Origin of the sequence: Castellaniella sp., assembly GCF_047971665.1 — a bacterium.
In the GTDB taxonomy this organism is placed as follows: Bacteria; Pseudomonadota; Gammaproteobacteria; order Burkholderiales; family Burkholderiaceae_B; genus Castellaniella.
Genome location: NZ_JBKEAA010000027.1, coordinates 105,078 through 124,049 on the forward strand (window position 1 = coordinate 105,078; position 18,972 = coordinate 124,049).

Genomic DNA, 18,972 nt, shown 5'->3' on the forward strand with positions numbered 1-18,972 from the left:
GGGTTTGCCATGGTCTTAGGGTAAATCATGATAATGGATAAGTTTATTTATAAACTATAATTCCCCCGAGAGCCGCCCCTGGAGAGGGCCAATCCATGATTCTGGAGCGAGACAATGGCTGAGCGTTCATTTGTCGCCGAAGTCAAGAAGCTGAGATTGTCGGCAGGAGAAGTCTTTCGAGGCGAGGGGATTCTCGCCATCACCAAGGCGCTTCTGGAATCCGGCGTCGCCTACGTGGCGGGCTACCAGGGCTCGCCCATTTCGCATCTGATGGACGTGCTCGCGGATGCGCAGGATATCCTGGCCGAATACGGCGTTCGTTTCGAGAACAGCGCCAGCGAGGCGACGGCCGCCGCGACACTGTCGGCTTCGGTGAATTACCCCTTGCGCGGTGCAGTGACATTCAAGGCCACGGTCGGCACCAACGTCGCGTCTGACGCGCTGGCGAACCTGTCCTCAGGCGGTGTGACGGGCGGCGCGCTCGTGATCGTGGGCGAAGACTACGGCGAGGGCTCTTCGATCATGCAGGAACGCAGTCATGCGTTCGCCATGAAATCCCAGATCTGGCTGCTGGACCCGCGGCCGAACCTGCCCTGCATGGTGCAGGCGGTCAAGGATGGTTTCGATCTGTCGGAGGCCAGTCACACGCCCGTGATGCTGCAAGTGCGTATCCGCTCCTGCCATCTGCACGGTCAGTTCATCGCGTCCGACAATCGCGCCCCGGCGTTTTCCGTGCGTGATGCGCTGGAAAACCCCGTGCGCGATGTCAACCGGATCGTGCTGCCTCCGGCCAGCTTCCTTCATGAAAAGGAAAAGATCGAAGATCGTTGGCCCGCGGCCGTGCGTTTCATTCAAGAGCACCAGCTCAATGAATTTTTCTCTGAAAAGGCGGCCGATGTGGGTATCGCTCTGCAAGGCGGACTCTACAACACCGTGATCCGGGCGCTGCAGCGGCTGGGACTGGCCGATGTGCATGGCGAATCAAAGATTCCGCTGTATGTGATGAACGTGGCCTATCCCCTGGTGGATGAGGAATTCGAACGTTTCAGTCAGGACAAGAAGGCGCTGCTGGTGGTCGAAGAAGGCCAGCCGAATTTCATCGAGCAGAATGTCGCCTCGATCGTGCTCCAGCGGCGCCTGGATATTCAATTGCATGGCAAGGACGTGCTGCCGGTGGCGGGCGAGTACACGACCGCCGCCGTGCATGCCGGGATTGGCGCCTTTCTGGCGCAGTACGGATGGGATGTGCCGGGAGCCGCCGCCGAGGTTCAGCCGCTCCAGATGGCGGCGGCCATCGGAGCGGAGACGGAAGTTGCGGCGCAAGCGGCTGTTGCAACAGAGACGGCCGTTGCGACAGAGATGGCCGCCGTGGCAGAGACGGCGGCTGCGACGGAGATGGCCGCCGTGGCGTCAGCGGCCGGCGAGCGCGAGGAGGACGTCCTGCCGCCCTTGAGCGAGACCGTCTATCCGCGGCCGCCCGGGTTGTGCACGGGATGCCCCGAGCGGCCTATTTTTTCCGCCATCCGGCTGGTCGAACGCGAACTGGGATCCCACCATATCAGCGCCGACATCGGCTGCCAGCTCTTTTCCATCCTGCCGCCCTTTGGCCTGGGCAATACCACCATGGGCTATGGCCTGGGCAGCGCGAGCGCCTCGGCCCTGAATGTGGCGACCGGCAGCGCGCCCGCCAATCGACGCGCCATTGCCATCATGGGCGATGGCGGATTCTGGCATAACGGTCTGACCAGCGGCGTGGCCAACTCGGTGTTCAATCAGAGCGACAACCTGACCATCATCGTGGACAACAACTACACCGCGGCCACCGGCGGTCAGGACCTGCTCTCCACGCACAATACCGTCAATCCCAGCCGCAGCACGGGTCACGAGATCGAAGAGGCGGTGCGCGGGGTGGGGGTGAAATGGGTGCGCACCATCCGGCGCACGTACGACACCAAGGCCATGACGGCCGCTTTGCGCGAAGCGCTCACCACGGTGTCGAAAGGCCCCAAGGTCCTGATCGCCCAGAGCGAATGCATGCTCAACCGCCAGCGGCGCGAGAAACCGCAGCGGCGCAAGGCTATCGCCGAGGGCCAGCGTGTCGTGCGTGAGCGCTTCGGCGTCGATCCCGATACGTGCACGGGCGATCATTCCTGTATCCGTCTGTCGGGCTGCCCGTCGCTGACCATCAAGGACAATCCCGATCCGTTGCGCCAGGAACCCATCACGGCGGTGGAAGACTCCTGTGTGGGCTGCGGCCATTGCGGCGAGGTCGCGCATGCCGCGGTCTTGTGCCCGTCTTTCTACAAGGCCAGCATCATCAACAACCCGACCGGGTGGGACAAATGGAAGTCCCGCATGCGGGGGGCAATCATTGCCTGGTTGCAGCGCGGCCTGGCCCGCCGCCGCGATCGGCATGCCTTCTAGGGCTTTGTTGGGGTGATCCATCATGTATGCTGAACCGATCAAGATTGCGATTCTGGCCATGGGCGGCGAGGGCGGTGGTGTGCTGGCCGACTGGATCGTCGACATGGGCGAGGAAAACGGCTGGTTCGCCCAGACCACGTCCGTGCCCGGCGTGGCGCAGCGTACCGGCGCCACCATCTATTACGTCGAGCTGTTTCCAGGGGCGGATCAGCCAGATGCCCGTCTGCCGGTGCTGGCGCAGTCGCCCATGCCGGGGGATGTGGACATCATCCTGGCCTCCGAGCTCATGGAAGCCGGGCGGGCCGTCCAGCGCGGGCTGGTCACGCAAGACCGCACCACCCTGATCGGATCCACCCACCGGGTCTATGCGATTGCCGAAAAGTCCCATGCGGGCGACGGCCGGGTCGACAGCGAGACGCTCTATCGGCAGATTCGCCGGGCCGCCCGGCGGCTGGTGATGTTCGATATGGCCGCGACCGCCGAGCGCAACGGCAGCGTGGTCAGCGCCGTGCTGTTCGGCGCGCTCAGCGGCGCGGGGGTCCTGCCTTTCAACCGGTCGCAGTTCGAGGCCACCATCGAGCGGGGCGGCGTGGGCGTCAAGTCCAGCCTGGCGGCCTTTGCCGATGCGTTTGATCAGGCGCGGCTCACGCAGAGCGAAGTCTCGCGCCCGACGGTGCGCGCCCGGGAGGGCGGGCAGCAGGATGGCGGCGATGCAAAATCCGCGCTGCCGGATCCGGCCTCGGTGGCCCCGCGTCATCCCAAGGTGGCCCGGCTGGTCGAACATGCCCGTGGCTATCCCGCGGACATCCAGCCCATCGTGATCGAGGGGATCCGCCGCTGTGTGGATTACCAGGACCCGGCCTACGGTCGCCTGTACCTCGACCGGCTGGATGCCCAGCGGGCGGCGCCCGGCGGCGACGATATCGAGATGATGCGCGAAGTGGCGCGCCATCTCGCGCTGTGGATGACCTACGAGGACACCATCCGGGTGGCGGACCTCAAGATTCGCGGAACCCGCTTTCAGCGGGTTCGCGATGAGGTGCATTCCACCGAAGAGCAGGTGCTGTCGATCTCCGAATACATGCATCCGCGGATCGAGGAAATCTGCGAAACGCTGCCTGCGGGCCTGGGGCGCTGGCTGTCCAGGCCGCATGCCGTGCATCGGCTCGTGGCCCGATTCACGCGCGAGGGCCGGGTGGTCACCACCAGCTCGCTCAGCGGGTTTCTCCTGCTGTATGGGCTGGCGCAATGGGGCCGCTGGCGACGCGTGACCTTGCGCTACGCCATCGAGACGACGCGTATCGAGGCCTGGTTGCAGCGCCTGCGCACAGCGGCGGCCATCGATCCGCGCCTGGCGCTGGAGGCGGCCAAGTGCCAGACGCTGGTGCGAGGCTACAGCGACACGCACGAGCGGGGGCTGCGCAATTTCGAGGTCATCATGACGGTGCTCGACCAGCATGCCAAGGCGCTGGCGCCCGCCATCCTGCGTGAGATCCGCAATGCGGCCCTGGCCGATGAGCATGGCCGTTTTCTGCGTGACACGCTGGTGCGGCGGGGATTCCCGGTCGACGGGCTGTTCACCTGATTCTCAAGCAATTGTGCATGGCTAGGAGGAATTCCTGATGGCACGCCTGGGGTATGACGACGTTGCTGTGGCTGTGCCGGTCACCGTGCCCTATCAGCGCTTTTCGAACGAAGGCGCGCACTGGTTCATCGGCCAGGCCGTGCTCGGGCTGGTGACGCGAAGCGGTGTGGACAAGGATCAGATCGATGGGCTGTGCCTGTCGAGCTTTTCGCTGGCCCCCGATACGGCCGTGGGCGTCACCCAGCACCTGGGCCTGTCGCCGCGCTGGCTCGATCATATTCCCACCGGCGGCGCGTCCGGCGTCATGTGCCTGCGGCGGGCGGCCCGGGCGGTTCAGGTGGGCGATGCCGATATCGTGGCCTGCGTGGCGGCCGATACCAACCATGTGGATTCATTCCGCCAGACGCTCGGGGCGTTCAGTGATTTCGCCCGGGATGCGACCTATCCGTATGGATCGGGCGGACCAAATTCCGTTTTCGCCATGATCACGGCGCACTATATGCGCAAGTTCGGCGCCCGGCGCGAGGATTTCGGGCGCATCGCCGTGGCCCAGCGCGAGAACGCGCTGCGCAACCCCAATGCCCTGTTCAAAAAGCCGTTGACGCTGGATCAGTACATGGCGGCGCGCCCGATCGCCGATCCGCTGCACCTGTTCGATTGCGTCATGCCTTGCGCCGGCGCCGAGGCCTTTCTGGTGATGAAGCAGCAGCGCGCGCGCGACCTGGGGCTCGATCACGTGCTGGTGCGGGGCGCCATCGAGCGCCACAACGCGTTTTCCGATGATCCGGTCATGGTGTGTGGCGGCTGGCGCAGGGACCGGGATGATCTTTACGCGCAGGCCGGCGTGCGGCCAGACGATATCGATCTGCTGCAATCCTACGATGACTATCCCGTCATCGTGATGATGCAGTTCGAGGATCTGGGATTCTGCGAAAAAGGCGAAGGGCCGGCGTTCGTGCGTTCCCACACCCTGACGGTGGAGGGCAGTTTCCCCAACAATACCAGTGGCGGCCAACTGTCGGCCGGCCAGCCGGGCGCGGCAGGAGGATTCATGGGGCTTACGGAAACGATCCGTCAGCTGACGGGCCAGGCCGGCGATCGCGCCGTCGCGCAGGCGCAGCTGGGGCTGGTGGCGGGCTTCGGCATGGTGACCTATGACCGGTGCCTATGCACGGGCGCGGTGATTCTGGGGAGCAGCCGATGACCATGCCTTTGATGCGGCCCCCACGCAAGAATCCGGTGTTCCGGACCCGGCAGATGAATCTGCCCCCCTGGGCGCGAGGCCGGGTGGCCTTGGGCATGACGGCGGCGGCGGCCGAAGGCCGCTTCGAGCTGCAGGTCTGCGAGGCCTGCGGCACCTTGCAGTATCCCCCCCGCGCCGCTTGCCACAAATGCCTGTCCGGCAGGCTGACCTGGCGCGAACAAAGCGGCGGGGGCGAGTTGCTCACGGAGACGACGTTGCATCACAGCAATGATCTGTTCTTCCGTGAACGCCTGCCCTGGCGGCTGGGCTTTGTGCGCCTGGATGCCGGGCCGACCCTCATGGTGCATGTGCACGGCGATGTCGGGCCTGCGCCGCAGCGGGTGCGCGTCGGGGCGCGGCTCGATCGCGCCGGGCAGGCCGTCTTGATTGGATTCCCGATGGAAGGAAGTGCGAACATGGCAGATGATCCGATGCTGCGTGAGATGGGGTGCGACCCCAAGTTCCGCAAGGTGCTGGTGACCGATGGCAAATCCCTCGTGGGCCAGGCCATCGTGCGGGCCATGGTGGCGGCCGGCGCCGATCTGGTCTGGGTGGGGCATGCCGAGCCCTGGAAACAGTTCGGCGGTCTGGAGGATATCGCCGCCTTGCCGCAGGTGTCGCTGGTGCCCCTCGATCTGAGCGACAGCCGCAGTATTTTCGAGCAGGCCGGTTCCATCGGCGGCAAGGTGGATATCGTCATCAACAATGCCGAGGTGCACCGGACGCATGGCATCGCCTCGCGGCGCGGCACCGATGTTGCGCGGGCCGAGATGGATATCAATTATCTGGGTCTGCTGCGGCTTGCCCAGGGGTTCGGTCCTGCGCTGAAGGGGCGCTCGGCCGATGGCACGGCCAGCGCCATCGCCTGGGTCAATCTCCTGTCGATCTATGCCCTGTCGAATTTTCCCGCCCAGGGCACCTACAGCGCCAGCAAGGCGGCGGCGCATTCCCTGGCGCAATGTCTGCGGGCGGAAATGACGCCGGCGGGCATCCGTGTCATCAATGTCTACCCGGGACCGGTCGATGATGAATGGAACCAGAACATGCCGCCGCCCAAACTGAGTCCGGAGTCCCTGGCCAGCGCCATCGTCAAGGCCCTGAAGGAGGGGATCGAGGACGTCTATCCCGGCGAAGTGGCGCAGGAGTGGTTGCAGCGCTGGCGCGACAACCCCAAGGTCCTGGAACGTGAACTCTCGATGAATCGTGGCGCCTGAAGGCCCGGAGACGCAAGACATGACATCATCCCACACTGATCCGACGACGGGCGCCCAGACCCTGATGGGGCTCGCCCAGGCCCTGCTGGGGGGCGGCATCCGCGTCGTCGATCTCACCCAGACGCTGACGCCCGAGTTTCCGCAGATCGCTCTGCCGCCGGAATTCGGCCAGTGCTGGCCTTTTCGTATCGAGGAGGTCTCGAAATACGATGAGCGCGGGCCTGGCTGGTACTGGAACAATTTTTCCTGCGGGGAGCATACCGGGACGCACTTCGATGCGCCCATTCATTGGATCTCGGGACGCGACCTGCCCAACAACTCGGTCGATACCATCCCGGTGCGGCATTTCATCGCGCCGGCCTGCGTGCTCGATTGCTCGCCGCAGGTCAAGGATGATCCCGATTATCTGTTGACCCTTCAGGACATCGAAACGTGGGAGTCCGCGCACGGCCGCATCCCGGCGGGCTCGTGGGTATTGATGCGGACCGACTGGTCCAAGCGGACCGATCCCGCCCAATACCAGAATTATGACGAAACCGGCCAGCATACGCCCGGGCCCAGCGCCGAGGCTGTGCGCTTTCTGATCGAGCAGCGCGATGTGCTGGGATTCGGTTCCGAGGCGATCGGCACCGATGCCGGGCAAGGCTACCATCTGCGCCCGCCTTATCCCTGTCACTACCTGATGCACGGGGCGGGGCGTTATGGCTTGCAGTGCCTGTGCAATCTGGATCTGCTGCCGCCGGTTGGCGCTGTGCTGATCTGCCCGCCGCTGAAAATCGAAAAAGGCAGTGGCAGCCCTCTGCGGGTGCTGGCACTGGTCGCGGACGCCTGAAGCAGGCGCCTCCGCCGGATGTCCGGTACCCCATGCTTATGATTCATAAGTAAATTTTATATGGATCAAAATTATGGTCCTTTTTGGAGGAGTCCGTGATGAAGTCTTTTCGCTCTCTACGCGGCCTGGCCGCTACCGTTTCGGTCACCGCGCTGATGGCCGCCATGCCATCGGCGCAGGCAGCCGATTACAAGGTCGGATTCATCACCTCGCTGGTGGGTCCGGTTTCCTCGCTGGGCATTCCCTACGAAAAGGGCATCAAGGCAGCGCAGACCTACCAGTCCGAGATCAACGGCAGGAAGGTCGAGCTCATTCAGCTCGATGACGCCTCGGACCCCAGCACGGCGGCGCGCAACGCCCGCAAGCTGATCGAGGAGGACAAGGTCGATGTCATCATCGGCACGGCCGGCTCGCCCGGCGCGCTGGCGATCGCCGCAGTGGCCCGGGAGTCCAAGACCCCGTTGATCTCGATTGCGCATGCCGCCCTGACGGGACCTGAAGCCGAGTGGGTCGTGACGGTCCCCCAGCCCGCCGGTCTGATGATCAGCGCCGTGGTCGATCACATGAAGAAATCCGGCGTCAAGACGCTGGGCTACATCGGTTTCTCGGACGCCTGGGGCGATCAGGTCTATGAGGCGCTGGAGAAGACGACGCCTGCGGCGGGCATCAAGGTCATGACCAATGAACGCTATGCGCGCAGCGACACTTCCGTGGCGGGCCAGGTGCTGAAGATCGTCGCCAAGCGTCCCGATGCAGTGATCACCGGCAATTCGGGCACGCCGGGCGCGCTGCCGTACCTGGCGCTGGCCGATCGCGGCTACAAGGGCAAGCTCTACGGCACTCACGCCCTGATCAATCCGGCCTTCATCAATGTGGCGCGCAGTTCCGTCGAGGGCTTGCTGGCGCCGACCGGGCCTGTCATCGTGGCCGAGCAGTTGCCTGAGAGCAATCCGATCCGCAAGGTGGCGATGGCCTACCGGGATGCCTACCAGAAGGCCAATGGCGAACCGGCGGCGGATGCCTTTTCCGCCTATTCCTTCGATGCCTGGCTGATCTTCCTGGATGCGGCCAGGCGCGCCTCTGCCAAGGCCGAGCCGGGCACACCCGAGTTCCGCCTGGCGTTGCGCGATGCGATCAACAGCACGAAGGAGCTGGTGGGCACGCATGCGGTCTACAACTTCAAGCCCGACACGACCTACGGCACGGACGAGCGTTCCCGCGTGGTGGTCCAGCTCGTGAAAGGACAGTGGAAGCTGGTTCCCTGAGTCATGATTCCGCCACCGGCGCCAGCCGGTGGCGGTCTGCGGCCGGCACTTGGAGAGACGTATGGCCTTGTTTCAGGAAATATTTGCGGCATCACGCGCATGGCGCTGGCTGATCCTCATCGGCGCATCCTGCCTGTCGTTCGTCGCCTGGGGCGCCGACCTGAAGATCGGCGTGATCAGTTCACTGACCGGGCCGGTCTCGGCGCTGGGCATCCCTTATGAAAAAGGGGTGCGCGTCGCCCATGCCCGGATGCCCGCGGTGGCGGGACATAAAGTCGAGGTCATTGTCCTGGATGATGCGTCCGATCCGGCCACCGCCGCCCGCAATGCGCGCAAGCTGATCAATGAGGACAAGGTGGATGTGTTGATCGGTACGTCGGGGGTGCCCGGCGCGATGGCCATTGCCGCTGTCGCTCAGGAATTGAAGACGCCGCTCATTTCTCCGACGCCTGTTTCTCTGCCTGGACCGGGACATGACTGGACCGTGTCGGCTTCGCAGCCGTTCCCGTTGATGGTGGCCGCCGTCGCCGGGCGAATGAAGGCCGAGGGGGTCAGGACGGTCGCATTTATCGGCTTTTCGGATGCCCTGGGCGATCTGGCCTATGACTCGCTGGTCCGCAGCGCGAAAGAACTGGACATCGAGGTTGTTGCCAATGAGCGCTACGCGCGTGGAGACATGTCAGTCGCCGGACAGGTACTGAGGATGATCAGCAAACGGCCGGATGCTGTCTTCGCGGGCAACAGCGGGACACCGGGTGCGTTGCCCTATCTGGAACTCGCGCACCGCCGTTATGCCGGACGGCTCTATGGTACGCACGGCCTGATCAATGCCGATTTCGTCCGGGTGGGCGGGGAGGCGATCGAGGGGCTTGAGGTGCCAAGCGGCCCCGTGCTGGTCGCCGAGCAGTTGCCGGCCGATGATCCGATCCGCGAAGTCTCGATGGCTTTTCGCGCCACCTATCAGAAGCTGTATGGCGCGCCGCCGACGGATGCGTTCTCGGCCTATACCCATGATGCTTATCTCGTGTTGGCGGATGCCGTCTCGCGGGTGCAGGGCGGTGCGCAACCGGGGACGCCGGAATATCGGCAGGCGCTCAAGGACGCCATCGTATCGACCCGGGAGCTGGTGGGGACCCACGGCATCTACAGCTTCAGGCCCGACAGCCGCTATGGCCTGGATGAGCGTTCAGTCGTCATTGTCCGCATGACGGGCGGGCAATGGAAGCTGGCTGTTCAGTCGCCCCCGGCGAGCCAGTGATCAGCGGTCTGTGGCGATGCAACGAAGGAATCTGACATCATGACATGGGATATCGTGCTCATTCTGGGCATCGACGGCCTGGCCAACGGTGCCATCTATCTGCTCGCAGGGCTGGGGCTGGTGCTGGTCTTTTCGGTCACGCGGGTCGTGTTCGTGCCATTCGGGGACATCGCCGCCTTTGCCGCGTTGAGTCTGGCCGCTTTCGAGGCGGGCCGGGTGCCTCCCACGATCGGTCTGGTGGTTTTTCTGACGATTGCGGCGCTGCTGACGGAACTGGCGAGCCTGGTGCGCAAGGGCGAAGGACGTCGCATGCCCCGCGCCTTGCTGATGTGGGGTGTGTTGCCCCTGATCCCCTGCCTGATTGCCTGGGGGGTCGCAAGCGCCGGGGCGCCGACACCCATTCAGGTCATTGCGTCGGTGTTGCTGGTGGTGCCGATGGCGCCGTTGCTGGCGCGGGTGGTGTTTCAGCCCATCGCCGATGCTTCCGTGCTGGTGCTGTTGATCGTTTCCCTGGCCCTGAGTTTCCTGCTTTCCGGCCTGGGTCTGCTGTTTTTCGGTCCCGAGGGCACCCGCACCACCCCCCTGGCAGCGGGATCGCTTCCGATCAGTGACGGCATCGAGGTCAGTGGCCAGGTGGCGCTCATGGTGGCGACGGCAATCGTGCTCAGCGGACTGTTCTACCTCGCTTTCGAGCGGACGGCGATGGGCAAGGCGCTGCGCGCAACGGCGATCAACCGCGTCGGCGCGCGGCTGGTGGGCATCCGCCCCGCCCGCACGGCCATGCTGGCCTACGGTTATTCGTCTCTGCTGGCGGGATTGATCGGCATCCTGATCGCGCCCGTCACCACCATGTACTACGACTCCGGCTTTCTCATCGGCCTGAAGGCCTTCGTGGCCGCCATCATCGGTGGACTGGTGAGTTATCCGGCCACCGCCCTGGGCGCTCTGGCCGTCGGTATTTTTGAGAGTTTCGCGTCCTTCTGGAGCGGTGCTCTCAAGGACGTGATCGTGTTCAGTCTGCTGATCCCCGTGCTGATGGTGCGCTCCTATCTGGCGAGCCACAACGAGGAGGAACTCGAGGAGATCGATCAATGAAACCGTTCGCCTCCAGAATCCTGATCGCGGCGCTGATCGTCGTGTTCCTCCTCATTCCCCAGTTTGTGGGGACCTTCACCGTCTCGCTGCTCAACGAGATCGGCATCGGCGCCCTGGTGGCGCTCGGGCTGGTCCTGCTGACCGGTGTGGGGGGCGCGACTTCGTTCGGCCAGGCCGCCTTTGTGGGCATCGCTGCCTATGCCAGCGCCTGGCTGACGACGGCCCAGGGGATGTCGCCCTGGCTGGGCCTGCCGTTCGCGCTGCTCCTGACGGGACTGTCCGCGCTGGCCATCGGCATGCTGACGTTGCGTCTGGGCGGGCATTTTCTGGCCCTGTCGACGATTGCCTGGGGCCTGTCGATCTCCATGCTGTTCGGCAATCTCGAGGCCCTGGGCCGTCATACCGGTCTCTCGGGCATCCCGCCCCTGGAACTGGGCGGCTGGTCGCTGATGGAGCCGCAGGCCATGTACTACCTCGTCTGGGTTGTGGTGGGTCTGGCGCTGCTGTTCAGCCGCAATCTGCTCGATTCCCGTCCGGGGCGCGCCATCCGGGGGTTGCGCGGCGGGGCGACGCTGCTTGCCAGTGTCGGCGCGGACGCCTACCGGCTGCGGCTTTCACTGTTCGTCATGGCGGCATTGCTGGCCGGCCTGGCGGGCTGGCTGTATGCGCACATGAACCGGTTCGTCAGTCCCTCGCCGTTCAGTGTGCATGCCAGTATCGAGTATCTGTTGATGGCGGTGGCCGGCGGTCTGGGCAGTCTGGCGGGCGCCCTGGGCGGATCCGGTCTGGTATTGATCCTCAAGAACGTGTTGCAGGATGTGCTGCCGTGGTTCACTCAGCGGGCAGGGCAGCTTGATGCCATTGTGTTCTCCGCGCTGTTCATCGCCTTGCTGCATTTTGCCCGCGGGGGGCTGATGTCCTTTGTGCGGCGCTGGCGCCGTCGTCATGAGGCCAGCCGGCCAGCGCCCGTGCATGCCGCGCCGGCCCGGCCGCTGCCGAATCGGGTCATGCCGGCCCGGGGGACCCCGATCCTTTCGGTGCAGGGGGCGGTCAAGCGTTTTGGCGGTCTGGTGGCCGTCAACGATGTCAGCTTCGAACTGAATGCGGGCGAGATCCTGGGCCTGATCGGCCCCAACGGCGCAGGCAAGTCGACCATGTTCAACCTGCTGACCGGCACGCTGCCCATGACGTCGGGCCGGGTCCGGTTCCTGGATCGCGACGTGTCCGGCCTGCGCCAGCTCGAGATCGCCCGCCTGGGACTGGGGCGGACCTTCCAGCACGTCAAGCTGCGGCCATACATGAGCCTGCTCGACAACGTGGCGCTGGGGGTTCATGCCAGGACGCGGCCCAGCATCCTGCGCGCCGGGCTGCGCCTGGACCGGGAGGAAGAGCGCCGGATCATGCTCGAGGCGAGCCGTCAGCTCGACCGGATCGATCTGGGCGAACGCGCTCACGAGATGGCCGGCAGCCTGCCGCTGGGGACCCAGCGCATCCTGGAGATCGCCCGCGCGCTGGCTTCCGATCCCGTGCTGCTGGTGCTCGATGAGCCTGCCGCGGGCTTGCGGCGTCAGGAAAAAATCGCGTTGGGCAATCTGCTGCGCAAGCTGCGCGATGACGGCATGACCATCCTGATCGTGGAACATGACATGGATTTCGTCATGAATCTGGTGGACCGGCTGGTGGTGATGAATTTCGGCTCCAAGCTGGTCGAGGGCGTGCCGGCGGCCGTGCGCGCCGACGAACGGGTGCAGGCCGCCTATCTGGGAGGAACCGCATGAGTGCGCCGATGCTGGAAATCGGAGACCTGCGGGTCTCGTATGGACGGGTGGAAGCGGTGCGAGGCGTCTCGATCGACCTGCAACCCGGACAGATCGTCTCGGTCATCGGTCCCAATGGCGCCGGCAAGACGACGCTGCTGTCCGCGGTGATGGGGCTGCTGCCCTCGCAGGGCACCTTGCGTTTCGGCGGCGAAAACCTGAGCGACCTGGACGTCGAAGCGCGTGTCGAGCGCGGCTTGTGCCTGGTGCCCGAGACGCGGGAGCTGTTCGGAGAACTCTCGGTGCTGGACAACCTGCAGCTCGGGGCATATTCGCGCCGGCTGCGGCCGCAGGCCTTGCGGGATCGGCTGGATTCCGTGTATGCGCGCTTTCCCCGGTTGCAAGAACGGCATGCGCAGCGCGCCGATACCCTGTCCGGAGGCGAGCGCCAGATGCTGGCGGTCGGCCGCGCGCTGATGTCGGCGCCGCGCCTGCTGATGCTCGATGAGCCAAGCCTGGGCCTGGCGCCGCTGATCGTGCAGGAAATCCTGGCGATCGTGCGTGCGTTGCGCCAGGATGGCGTGTCGATCCTGCTGGTCGAGCAGAATGCCCGGGCTGCGCTCGAAAGCTCCGACTTTGGTTATGTGCTGGAAACCGGGGAAATCGCCCTGTCGGGTGATTCATCGGTGCTGGCCGAGGATGCGCGGGTGCGTGCCACCTATCTGGGAGGAGGAACCGATGACGATGCATGAAGGATTGCCGCCCGAACAACGAACTGTGCCCAGGATGCTGGCGCGCCAGGCGGCGCTGTTCGGTGAGCGGCCGGCCTTGAGACTGGGCGAGGTCCGCTGGACGCATGCGGATGTGGCGCCGATCGCCGCGCGGCGGGCGGGCGCATTGCGCGCGGCCGGGGTGGGGCGTGGCGATCGCGTGGCGATCATGAGCTCGAACCGGGCAGAGGTCCTCGAGGCCTTCCTCGGCTGCGGCTGGTCGGGGGCGGTTGCCGTGCCGATCAATACGGCTTCCCGAGGGCCTCAGATCGAGTATTTTCTGGCCAATAGTCAGACCAGGCTGCTGGTCATCGAGGCGCAATATCTCGAGCGGCTGGCAACCGCCGATCTGGGCAAGACCTCGTTGAGGCAGATCTGGGTGCTGGATGGCGCCGCCGCGGCGGGCGCGATCGGCGAAGTCCCGTCCGGCCCCTGGCCGTCCGATGGACCGGCGCTGGAGGCCGAGGCGGTGGGACCGGGCGACACGCTCGCCATCCTCTATACCTCGGGGACGACGGGACCGTCCAAGGGGGTGCTCTGCCCGCATGCGCATTATTACTGGTGGGGCGTGAACACCTTGCGCGTCCTGGGGGTGACGCAAGATGATGTCCTGTGCACGACGCTGCCCCTGTTCCATGTCAATGCCCTCAATACCTATGCGCAGGCCGCGCTGGCCGGCTGCGAGGTCGTTTTCGAATCCAAATTCTCGGCGTCGGGCTTCTGGGCGTCGATGCATACCTGTGGCGCGACCGTGGTCTATCTGCTGGGCGCCATGGTGCCGATCCTGCTGGCGCAGCCGGAAGGAGCCGCCGAACGGACGCATCGCATCCGGATCGGGTTGGGACCGGGGGTTCCCGCCCAGGCGGGTGAGACCTTCCGGATGCGCACCGGGGTGCAACTGCTCGAGGGCTATGGCTCGACCGAGACGAACTTTGTCATCTGCACTGCGCCCGATTCTCCCCGGCGCGGCGTCATGGGCTGGATCATGCCGGGCTTTGAGGCGCGCGTGGCCGACGAGGACGATGTCGAAGTGGCCGATGGCGAGGCCGGTGAGTTGCTCTTGCGGGCACAGGAACCCTATGCCTTTGCCTCGGGGTATTTCAATATGCCCGAGAAGACCGTCGAGGCCTGGCGCAACCTCTGGTTCCATACCGGCGACCGGGTGCTGCGGGAAGCCGACGGGGCGTTCCGCTTCGTGGACCGGATCAAGGATGCCATCCGGCGGCGCGGCGAGAATATTTCTTCCTTCGAGGTCGAGCAGGTGCTGCTGAGCCATCCGGCCGTGGCTGCGGCGGCCGTTTATCCTGTCGGCTCCGACCTGGCCGAGGACGAGGTCATGGCCGCGCTGGTCGTGCGGCCCGGCCAGGACCTGGATCTGCCGGGACTGGCGAGCTGGTGCGAATCCAGGCTGCCGTATTTTGCGGTGCCGCGCTACATTGACGTGCTCGAGGATCTGCCGCGCACCGAGAACGGCAAGGTCCAGAAATACAAGCTGCGCGAGCGCGGCGTATCGGCGGTAACCTGGGAGCGTCCCCAGACCGCGCGCAAGCAGCGGACCTGAGCCGGGAGATTGCTTTATGCTTGAGGGCGGCTGTGTTCATCAGCACGAGGCGGCGGAGTCCGACATGAACGATAATGCGATAAAAAGGAGAATGCGTGTGACCGCTCATACCAAACATTTCCGTCTGGTGCAGTCTCTGGGCGATGACCACATCGGCCTGGAGGCGCGTGCGCAGATCGATGACCACATGGAGACCAAGATCTGGTTGCGCCTGCTGGCCTGCAGCACGCAGATCGAGCACCAGATCCGCCATCTGCTGCGGGTGCGTTTCGGCACCAGCCTGCCCCGGTTCGACTATCTGGCCCAGCTCGATCGCTATCCGGACGGCCTGCGCATGAACGTGTTGTCGCGCTACCTGATGGTCACGGGCGGCAATGTGACCGGCCTGACCGACCAGCTGGTCAAAGAGGGGCTGGTGCGCCGCATCGTCAATCCGGAGGACCGCCGGTCCTGGCGTGTGACGCTGACCGACAAGGGCCGGGTCGAATTCGCGGAAATGGCGGCCGAGCATGAGCGCTGGCTGGTCGAGATGTTCAATGGCCTGCCGGGCGAGAGCCGGGATGCCTTGTACGAGCACCTGGGCCATCTGCGGGTACACCTGGCCAATCGCCGGATCGAGGTCGAGGCCGCGCCGCCCGTGTCGCCTGCGCCGTCCGCGCCTCGGCGCAAGACCGGCAAGTCATCTTCCTGATTGGGGATATTCCCTATTGATCGCCCTTATGGCGCTCAATAGCATTACAACTAAATATATGATTTTGGATTTATTTATATGGAAAGAAGGAATGCTTCCGGCGTTGCGAGGAGCCGCAAGACATTCCGCAGCATCTCAGGCATTTAATTCGAAATTCAATTGAAATCGGAAATAAAAGGCGCGGCGTCATTCGACATGCCGACGCCTCCAGGCAGCAAGACGACAGGCCCCGATCCATGGAGACAAACATGACTGACACCACGTCCTTGCCTGCAAGCATCCGCTCGCAGGTCGAGCTGGAAGAACTCTTGCAGGAAATCCGCGCGCGTCGGCGGGAATTCGAGACCCTGGGGCATATTCCCCAGGAAATCATCGACCGGTTCAAGGCCCTGGGCATCTACCGTTCGCTGACGCCGGCGCGTTTCGGCGGGGTTGAATGTTCGCCCGGCGAGTTCTGCCGCCTGATCGAGCTGATTTCCGAGGCGGACGGCTCCACGGGCTGGGTCGCCAGTTTTGCCATGGGGCCCATCTATCTTTCGGCCTTGCCGGTGGCGACGCAGGAAAAGCTGTATGCCAGCGTCGGTGTGGACCTGGTCTTCGCCGGGGGGATTTTCCCTCCTCAGAAGGCGCCGGCCGTCGAGGGCGGTCTCAAGGTGTCCGGTCGCTGGCATTTTTCCAGCGGCAGCATGGGCGCGGATGTGGTGGGTGTCGGCGTCATTCCGACGCACGGGAATGATGCCGGTCTGCCCCGGATGGCGGTCATGCGTCGTGACCAGATCCGCATCGAGCAGAACTGGGACGTCATGGGCTTGAAGGCGACCGGCAGTAACGATCTGGTGGCCGATGGCGTGGTGGTGCCGGAGGACTGGACCTTCGTGCGGGGCGGCGCCTCGGCGCTGGAGACGCCGTTGTTCCGCTATCCTTCCCTGGCCCTGGCGGCGCAGGTCCTGGCCGTGGTCGCGCTGGGCATCGGACGAGGCGCCATCAACGAAGTCCTGCAGATGGCCGAAGGCCGCAAGTCCGTGACGGGCGCGCCGAATCTGGGTGAGCGCATTTATGCGCAGCTGGAGGTCGCGCGCATCGAGGCCGAATTGCGCGCGGCGCGCAGCTGGTTCTACGAGGCGATCGACGATGTCTGGCAAGTGCTCCTGGCGGGCGGTACGCCCGAGGACCACCTGGTCAGCATGTTGCGTCTGTCCACGACCCATGCCGCGCGGGTCGGAGCCGAGGTGGCCCGCCGCGCCCAGATGATCAGCGGCATGACCGGTGTCTATGAAAACAGTCCGTTGGCCCAGCAGGTGCGCGATGCCCAGATGGTGACTCAGCACGCCTTCATGGGCGACATCACCTACCAGAACGCGGGCGCCATGCTGTTCGGCCTGGCGCCTCTGCCGGGCTATCTCTGATCGCAACCCGCGCCCCACCTCAAGGAGAAACACATGGAAGACAAGAAATCGTTGCGCGTGCTGTTTTGCATCGGCGTGAATCAGAACTTCATGGATGGCAGCGCGCAGGACATGAAGGATGTCTGGCAGGCGTTCCTCACCATGATGCGCGGCATCCGCGATCTGCCCGGCGTCCGTGTGCTGGGCAATCTGGATGATGACCAGATCATGGTGGGCCCTTCGGTCCAGTTCCCCTGGACCACCTATGTGCTGGCCGATGTGCCGGATTACCAGACCGTGACGGCCGCCTGCAATCTGTTCCGGGTCACGCCCGTGGGTGACGGAGCGCACAAGCTGTGGAAATACATGCGGGTCGAGGCCCGCATCGGCCGCGAACTGGTCATCGATTGACCTCGGGTCCGATCCGTTCTCAGGAGAGATACCATGGATCAAATTGCGCTTGTCACCGGCGCTGCGCAGGGGCTGGGCCTGATCATTGCCCAGCGCCTGCATGCCGCCGGATTCAAGGTCGTCCTGACCGACCGCCAGCTGGACATGGCTCAGAAAGCAGCGGCGCAGATCGACGCCCGGGGCGAGACGGTGCTGCCCCTGAAGCTCGACGTCACGCGCAAGGCGGATTTCGAGCAGGCCCTGGCTGCCGTTCTGGCGCAGTGGGGCGATCTGCATGTCCTGGTCAACAATGCCGCCATGACCAAGGCCACGCCCGTGATGGACATAGGCCCCGAAGAGTTCGACGCGGTGCTGTCGATCAACCTGCGCGGGACGCTGTTCGGCTGTCAGGTCATGGGGGCCCACATGGTCGGCAAGGGCTATGGGCGCCTGGTCAACATGGGGTCTCTGGCCGGGCAGAACGGGGGGACGGCCACGGGCGCGCATTACGCGTGCTCCAAGGGGGCGATCATCACGCTGACCAAAGTTTTCGCGCGCGAGTTCGGCCCGCATGGCGTGACGGTGAACTCGGTTTCGCCCGGCCCCATGGATCTGCCCTCGGTGCGCGCGCTGGTGCCGCCCGACAAACTGGCGCAGATCGTGCAGGGCATTCCCGTCAGGCGCCTGGGCAATGCGCAATTCGTGGCTGATCAGGTGGTGCGGCTCGCCTCGCCCGAGGCCGACTTTGTCAACGGCGCCACCTGGGATGTCAATGGCGGTCTTTTCATGCGCTAGCGTGGATGGAACCGAGGAACGCAATAGGAGAGAATCATGATCGAGCCTTCAGTCGCGGTTCCCGTGTCGGTGCCGACAACCTGGCATTGGGCCTATAGTACGGATCATCAGGAGAGTACCGTGGCAGACATAGCTGCATTTCGCAACGCAATGGCCATGCTGGCCGGTGCGGTCAACATCATCACTACCGATGGCCCCAGCGGGATGGCCGGATTCACCGCGACCGCGGTGTGCAGTGTCACGGATCAGCCCCCCACGCTGCTGGTTTGCATGAACCGCTCATCCTTCGCGCACCGGTTCTTCCAGGGCAACGACGTCCTGTGCGTCAATGTGCTCGGGGCTGCGAACAAGGACGCGCCCGCCATCTTCGCGGATCGCAACATCCAGATGGAGGATCGGTTTGCGCGGGTCCCCTGGAGCCGGCTCGTCACGGGCAGTCCTCTGATCGATGGCGCCATCGTCAGCTTCGACTGTCGGATCAATGCCATCAATGCGGTCGGTTCTCACAGCATTTTCCTGTGTGAGGTCCAGGATATCCGGCGCGGCGCGGCGCAGGGCGGGCTGGTGTATTTCAACCGCGATTATCACCAGGTAGGCGCTGATGTACCGCTGGTCCCTCCGACCAAGAATTGAGGCGGTGCCCGGTTCAGGTCGAGGCTTTGAAATTCTGATTGACATGAATTTACTTCATAAGTAAATTAAATAGA

16 protein-coding genes are annotated in these 18,972 nt (G+C 64.5%); all 16 read left to right on the plus strand.

Translation table 11 applies throughout. The features are described from left to right. Positions 1 to 114 precede the first annotated feature (114 nt). The gene (locus ACK5JE_RS11065; RefSeq protein WP_416801761.1) at positions 115 to 2,424 is read left to right on the plus strand and encodes a thiamine pyrophosphate-dependent enzyme; all 2,310 of its coding nucleotides are present in this window, start codon (positions 115 to 117) and stop codon (positions 2,422 to 2,424) included. Positions 2,425 to 2,446: 22 nt separating this feature from the next. Beyond that, on the plus strand, positions 2,447 to 4,009 hold the full coding sequence (locus tag ACK5JE_RS11070) for an indolepyruvate oxidoreductase subunit beta family protein (RefSeq protein ID WP_416801762.1): 1,563 nt from the start codon (positions 2,447 to 2,449) through the stop codon (positions 4,007 to 4,009). A gap of 37 nt (positions 4,010 to 4,046) precedes the next feature. After that, the gene (locus tag ACK5JE_RS11075; protein ID WP_416801763.1) at positions 4,047 to 5,213 is read left to right on the plus strand and encodes a thiolase family protein; all 1,167 of its coding nucleotides are present in this window, start codon (positions 4,047 to 4,049) and stop codon (positions 5,211 to 5,213) included. Further along, positions 5,210 to 6,466: an SDR family NAD(P)-dependent oxidoreductase gene (locus ACK5JE_RS11080; protein ID WP_416801764.1), complete on the plus strand. Its 1,257-nt coding sequence runs from the start codon at positions 5,210 to 5,212 to the stop codon at positions 6,464 to 6,466. Before ACK5JE_RS11075 ends, ACK5JE_RS11080 begins: the two co-directional genes overlap by 4 nt. A 19-nt stretch (positions 6,467 to 6,485) precedes the next feature. Beyond that, positions 6,486 to 7,298: a cyclase family protein gene (locus tag ACK5JE_RS11085; RefSeq protein WP_416801765.1), complete on the plus strand. Its 813-nt coding sequence runs from the start codon at positions 6,486 to 6,488 to the stop codon at positions 7,296 to 7,298. Positions 7,299 to 7,396: 98 nt separating this feature from the next. Beyond that, on the plus strand, positions 7,397 to 8,563 hold the full coding sequence (locus tag ACK5JE_RS11090) for an ABC transporter substrate-binding protein (protein WP_416801766.1): 1,167 nt from the start codon (positions 7,397 to 7,399) through the stop codon (positions 8,561 to 8,563). A gap of 61 nt (positions 8,564 to 8,624) precedes the next feature. Continuing rightward, positions 8,625 to 9,821 carry an ABC transporter substrate-binding protein gene (locus tag ACK5JE_RS11095; protein ID WP_416801767.1) on the plus strand — a complete coding sequence of 399 codons (1,197 nt, stop codon included), beginning with the start codon at positions 8,625 to 8,627 and terminating at the stop codon, positions 9,819 to 9,821. 39 nt (positions 9,822 to 9,860) lie between these two features. Beyond that, complete coding sequence (locus ACK5JE_RS11100) at positions 9,861 to 10,916, plus strand: branched-chain amino acid ABC transporter permease (RefSeq protein WP_416801768.1); 1,056 nt, start codon at positions 9,861 to 9,863, stop codon at positions 10,914 to 10,916. Further along, on the plus strand, positions 10,913 to 12,694 hold the full coding sequence (locus ACK5JE_RS11105) for an ABC transporter permease subunit (protein ID WP_416801769.1): 1,782 nt from the start codon (positions 10,913 to 10,915) through the stop codon (positions 12,692 to 12,694). The genes ACK5JE_RS11100 and ACK5JE_RS11105 overlap by 4 nt, the downstream gene beginning before the upstream one ends. Beyond that, positions 12,691 to 13,425 (plus strand): ABC transporter ATP-binding protein, encoded by a 735-nt coding sequence (locus tag ACK5JE_RS11110; RefSeq protein ID WP_416801770.1) that lies wholly within the window; start codon positions 12,691 to 12,693, stop codon positions 13,423 to 13,425. The genes ACK5JE_RS11105 and ACK5JE_RS11110 overlap by 4 nt, the downstream gene beginning before the upstream one ends. Further along, entirely contained in the window at positions 13,412 to 15,004 is a 1,593-nt protein-coding gene (locus ACK5JE_RS11115) for an ATP-dependent acyl-CoA ligase (RefSeq protein ID WP_416801771.1), read from the plus strand. The genes ACK5JE_RS11110 and ACK5JE_RS11115 overlap by 14 nt, the downstream gene beginning before the upstream one ends. A gap of 91 nt (positions 15,005 to 15,095) precedes the next feature. Further along, positions 15,096 to 15,695 carry a MarR family winged helix-turn-helix transcriptional regulator gene (locus ACK5JE_RS11120; RefSeq protein WP_416801772.1) on the plus strand — a complete coding sequence of 200 codons (600 nt, stop codon included), beginning with the start codon at positions 15,096 to 15,098 and terminating at the stop codon, positions 15,693 to 15,695. 248 nt (positions 15,696 to 15,943) lie between these two features. Further along, the gene (locus ACK5JE_RS11125; protein ID WP_416801773.1) at positions 15,944 to 17,101 is read left to right on the plus strand and encodes an acyl-CoA dehydrogenase family protein; all 1,158 of its coding nucleotides are present in this window, start codon (positions 15,944 to 15,946) and stop codon (positions 17,099 to 17,101) included. A 33-nt stretch (positions 17,102 to 17,134) separates the two neighbouring features. Further along, entirely contained in the window at positions 17,135 to 17,491 is a 357-nt protein-coding gene (locus tag ACK5JE_RS11130; protein WP_416801774.1) for an IacB protein, read from the plus strand. 33 nt (positions 17,492 to 17,524) lie between these two features. Beyond that, positions 17,525 to 18,265 (plus strand): SDR family NAD(P)-dependent oxidoreductase, encoded by a 741-nt coding sequence (locus tag ACK5JE_RS11135; RefSeq protein ID WP_416801775.1) that lies wholly within the window; start codon positions 17,525 to 17,527, stop codon positions 18,263 to 18,265. A 120-nt stretch (positions 18,266 to 18,385) separates the two neighbouring features. Further along, positions 18,386 to 18,898, plus strand: coding sequence for a flavin reductase (locus ACK5JE_RS11140; RefSeq protein ID WP_416801776.1), 513 nt, complete (start codon positions 18,386 to 18,388; stop codon positions 18,896 to 18,898). Positions 18,899 to 18,972: the final 74 nt, after the last annotated feature.